We start from the raw sequence: 2,997 nt of genomic DNA, 5'->3' as shown, positions 1-2,997 counted from the left end.
TTTAAATTCTTTGAAATAAAATATATTTAAAATTTAATGAAATCAGATTAAAATAATAAAAATTATGTAATTAAACAATTATCGAGTTAACTCTTAAAATCAGATTTAATAATAATTTAATAACTTAATAAGCATAAAAGGAATTTTAAGAAAGAATATATTTTCTTAACCTGACGGCATTGATTTGAAAATTCATATGCTTGCAAAGTGTCAAATTCAAAGTCATATACTAACTACTTTTTTTTAAAACAGATCTTGGCCAAAAATAAAAATTATCAAAACTAGTTAAAGCATAATTAATAAATATAATTAAATTTTAAAGCTTTAAAAATCATCATTAATAAAATCAACGAATAATTTAATGATTTATTAAAAATAGTGTATTTTTCTTTAGATTTGATGTTTGCAATAATGCTAAAATAACTAACTTTATATACTATAAGAAATTAAAATTACATTTGGTAACTAAAAGTAAGAAATCGGATTTTCGATTACTTACCACTTTTCCGTGGACAATTTATAAAATACTATATCTTCACCATCAATAATAAAATTAACTTTTGTTCGTATATTATCAAACGAACTGAATTTCATAAGGTTACCTAAAAAAATTAATCAAAATTTTTCAAAGGTAATTTTCTTTTCAGACATATCTACCGAAAATTTATCGCCAAGTTTGAAAACATTTTTTCCACTTGTAAATTCTATTTCAAAATCTTCAGGTACTTTTTCAATTTTTTCTTTTAAAACTTTAATTTCTAAAATAGCCATGATTACTAATCTGATCTTAATTACTACTTAAATCATTTTCCAAACTTATTCCAAACCTCTCCCAAACTTATTCCAAACTTATTCCAAATAAAAAGTTATAGAAAAAATTTATTATTTAATTTATATAAATAATATAATAAATAATATAATAAATCATATTTGGAAATGATAATTATGGGAATTACATCTTTCATTAAAACTAGATTATTGAATAATCGTGTTGAGCAGTATAACACTAAACGCAGCTATTGGGGTGAAGATGAAAGACAACCTAGAACTGACGGAATAAATACAGGTCTTGATCTTGTTGATGCACTTCCACCAGTAATTAATAAAACAATAGCTAATGCGCGTTATGCTGTTAAGCTTGATGGTTATACTGCAGGTGTTTTGAAAAACAGAATTGATAAAGCTAATGTTAATATTGTTCTTGTGGATAAGGAAAATAAATTATCTCAAGAGCAGAAACTAACTTTAATCTTATGGGCAAGGAAGATTGATATATCTCAGGTTGCTAAAAACATCCTTCAGGGAGGAATGGTTGACGGAGAAGGATTAATCAAACCAGTACAACGCTGGGACAAGTCAATAGGCAAATATATAAAACCAATCTTTTTGGAAATCGGCGCTAACGGTTACGGCCTTAAAAAAGAATTCAACGATGACAATGAAGTTCAGCTATACCTTCATGAGATGCCTAAGGATATTGTAAACGGATCACCTGAAGAGTTCGATAACTATGTCAGCGTTGAGGAGGGAACATTGACTGTAAAGTATGAACCTGACGAAGTCATTAACTTCATGTACAATGAAATCTACTGTGAAGCTCAAAGCATTATCCTAAATTGCCTTGATGATATATACCACAAGTGTAATTTGGAACGAAATCAAGTGGAGCGTATTAATAAGGATAATATCATTGAAGTAAAACCATCACTTGATTCAAACGGCCAACCTATTGTAACGGAACTTTCATCTACTGCAAAAGAAAATCTTTATGCAGATTACGGAACAACTGCAGACAGTAATGTAGCTATTGTACCACCAGGAATCGAAAGTAAAATACTCGGGGGTAACAACTACCAATCAGATTATACCAGACAAACAGAAATCTTCAGGAACAATATCTTAAGAACTTTTGTAACTCCCCAGTCTCAGGCAGGTAATGAAAAGTCCAATCAGAACGTTGCTGAATACATTAACGATTCAGCCATAACAGGATTTATTGTTAATGTGGCTAATAACCAGAAATGGGTGTTAAAGTATTGCAACCATCTATTGAATATGCAGCTGGAGTTAATGGGCATCAGCGAAACTTTGGATGTTTACTTCAGCTATTCAAGAGATGATGTGTTAAGGTACATTATGGAACTTTCAGCTGAGGGTGATGAAATCTATAAGAACTATTTAAGTAACTTTGAGGAGGAACAGCCTGTAGGTGAAAGGATTCTGACTGATAGTGGTGTTGAAATATAATGTGAAATATTTGTTTCATAAGTATCTTTAAATATTATTTTATCTAATATATTATACATGAAAATTTCCAATATAGATAACTTAAAAATTGTTAAAACTAACTTAGAACAGTTAAAAACAATTGATTTTGATTGTGGTGACGAAGATTTAAATGAATTCCTATTAAAAGATTCCGTTGAAAATATTAAGAATAATCTTTGCACAATATTTTTATGTATCTATGAGGAGGATGTTGTTGGATTTTTTTCATTATCTGCAGATTCAATTAAAATTAATGAAAAACTTAATCCAATATCCTCAATATCCTGCAATTAAAATTGGTAGGTTGGCGGTGTCTAAGGAATTTCAAAACCAGCATATTGGAAGTTTAATGATAGATTGGGTTGTTGGGTTTTGCAGAAATTTAGGAAATGAAATTGGTATTAGATTTGTTTCAGTTGATGCATATAATAACACCAAAACTGTAAACTTCTATAATCACAATCAATTTGTAGAATTGGAATCTGTAAATAAGAAAAATAGAAGGAATATTCCTATGTATAGGGATATCTGTGAAAAATTAAACTAGCACAATATATTTAAATAAAGTGCAATATACTATTTAATATAATAGTTAAAATATGGAGGATGTAAATCATGGCAAGTAAAGTAAATGCTACACCAACATTAGATGGTATCGATGCAAAAAGATTCATTGAAAAATTAAATTCTCCGTCAACACCAAAAGAGGTAGAATCATTAAAAAGAGCT

The 2,997-nt window shown here is 28.6% G+C and carries 4 protein-coding genes; 3 read left to right on the top strand and 1 reads right to left on the bottom strand.

Annotation, left to right across the window (positions count from 1 at the left end):
• Nucleotides 1-615 precede the first annotated feature (615 nt).
• On the bottom strand, nt 616-771 hold the full coding sequence (locus QZ146_RS08605) for a hypothetical protein (protein WP_295723654.1): 156 nt from the start codon (nt 769-771) through the stop codon (nt 616-618).
• Between the two features lie 174 nt (nt 772-945).
• Here QZ146_RS08605 and QZ146_RS08600 point away from each other — a divergent pair, with 174 nt between their 5' ends.
• Genes QZ146_RS08600 through QZ146_RS08590 form a run of 3 tightly spaced genes read left to right on the top strand, consistent with a single transcriptional unit; the run spans nt 946 to nt 2,815 of the window.
• A complete protein-coding gene (locus tag QZ146_RS08600; RefSeq protein WP_295723651.1) occupies nt 946-2,247 on the top strand; it encodes a hypothetical protein in 1,302 nt (433 codons plus the stop codon).
• A 57-nt stretch (nt 2,248-2,304) separates the two neighbouring features.
• Nucleotides 2,305-2,562 carry a hypothetical protein gene (locus QZ146_RS08595; RefSeq protein WP_295723648.1) on the top strand — a complete coding sequence of 86 codons (258 nt, stop codon included), beginning with the start codon at nt 2,305-2,307 and terminating at the stop codon, nt 2,560-2,562.
• A complete protein-coding gene (locus QZ146_RS08590; RefSeq protein WP_295723643.1) occupies nt 2,522-2,815 on the top strand; it encodes an N-acetyltransferase in 294 nt (97 codons plus the stop codon). The genes QZ146_RS08595 and QZ146_RS08590 overlap by 41 nt, the downstream gene beginning before the upstream one ends.
• Nucleotides 2,816-2,997: the final 182 nt, after the last annotated feature.

The organism is uncultured Methanobrevibacter sp., from assembly GCF_905235195.1.
In the GTDB taxonomy this organism is placed as follows: Archaea; Methanobacteriota; Methanobacteria; order Methanobacteriales; family Methanobacteriaceae; genus Methanarmilla.
Note: the sequence above shows the minus strand (reverse complement) of the source record. Positions and strands in the feature narration are given on the sequence as shown.

Bases quoted from the DNA above. Each gene is read 5' to 3' on its own strand.
- QZ146_RS08605 (WP_295723654.1), bottom strand. From the start codon at position 771: ATGGCTATTTTAGAAATTAAAGTTTTAAAAGAAAAAATTGAAAAAGTA.
- QZ146_RS08600 (WP_295723651.1), top strand. From the start codon at position 946: ATGGGAATTACATCTTTCATTAAAACTAGATTATTGAATAATCGTGTT.
- QZ146_RS08595 (WP_295723648.1), top strand. From the start codon at position 2,305: ATGAAAATTTCCAATATAGATAACTTAAAAATTGTTAAAACTAACTTA.
- QZ146_RS08590 (WP_295723643.1), top strand. From the start codon at position 2,522: ATGAAAAACTTAATCCAATATCCTCAATATCCTGCAATTAAAATTGGT.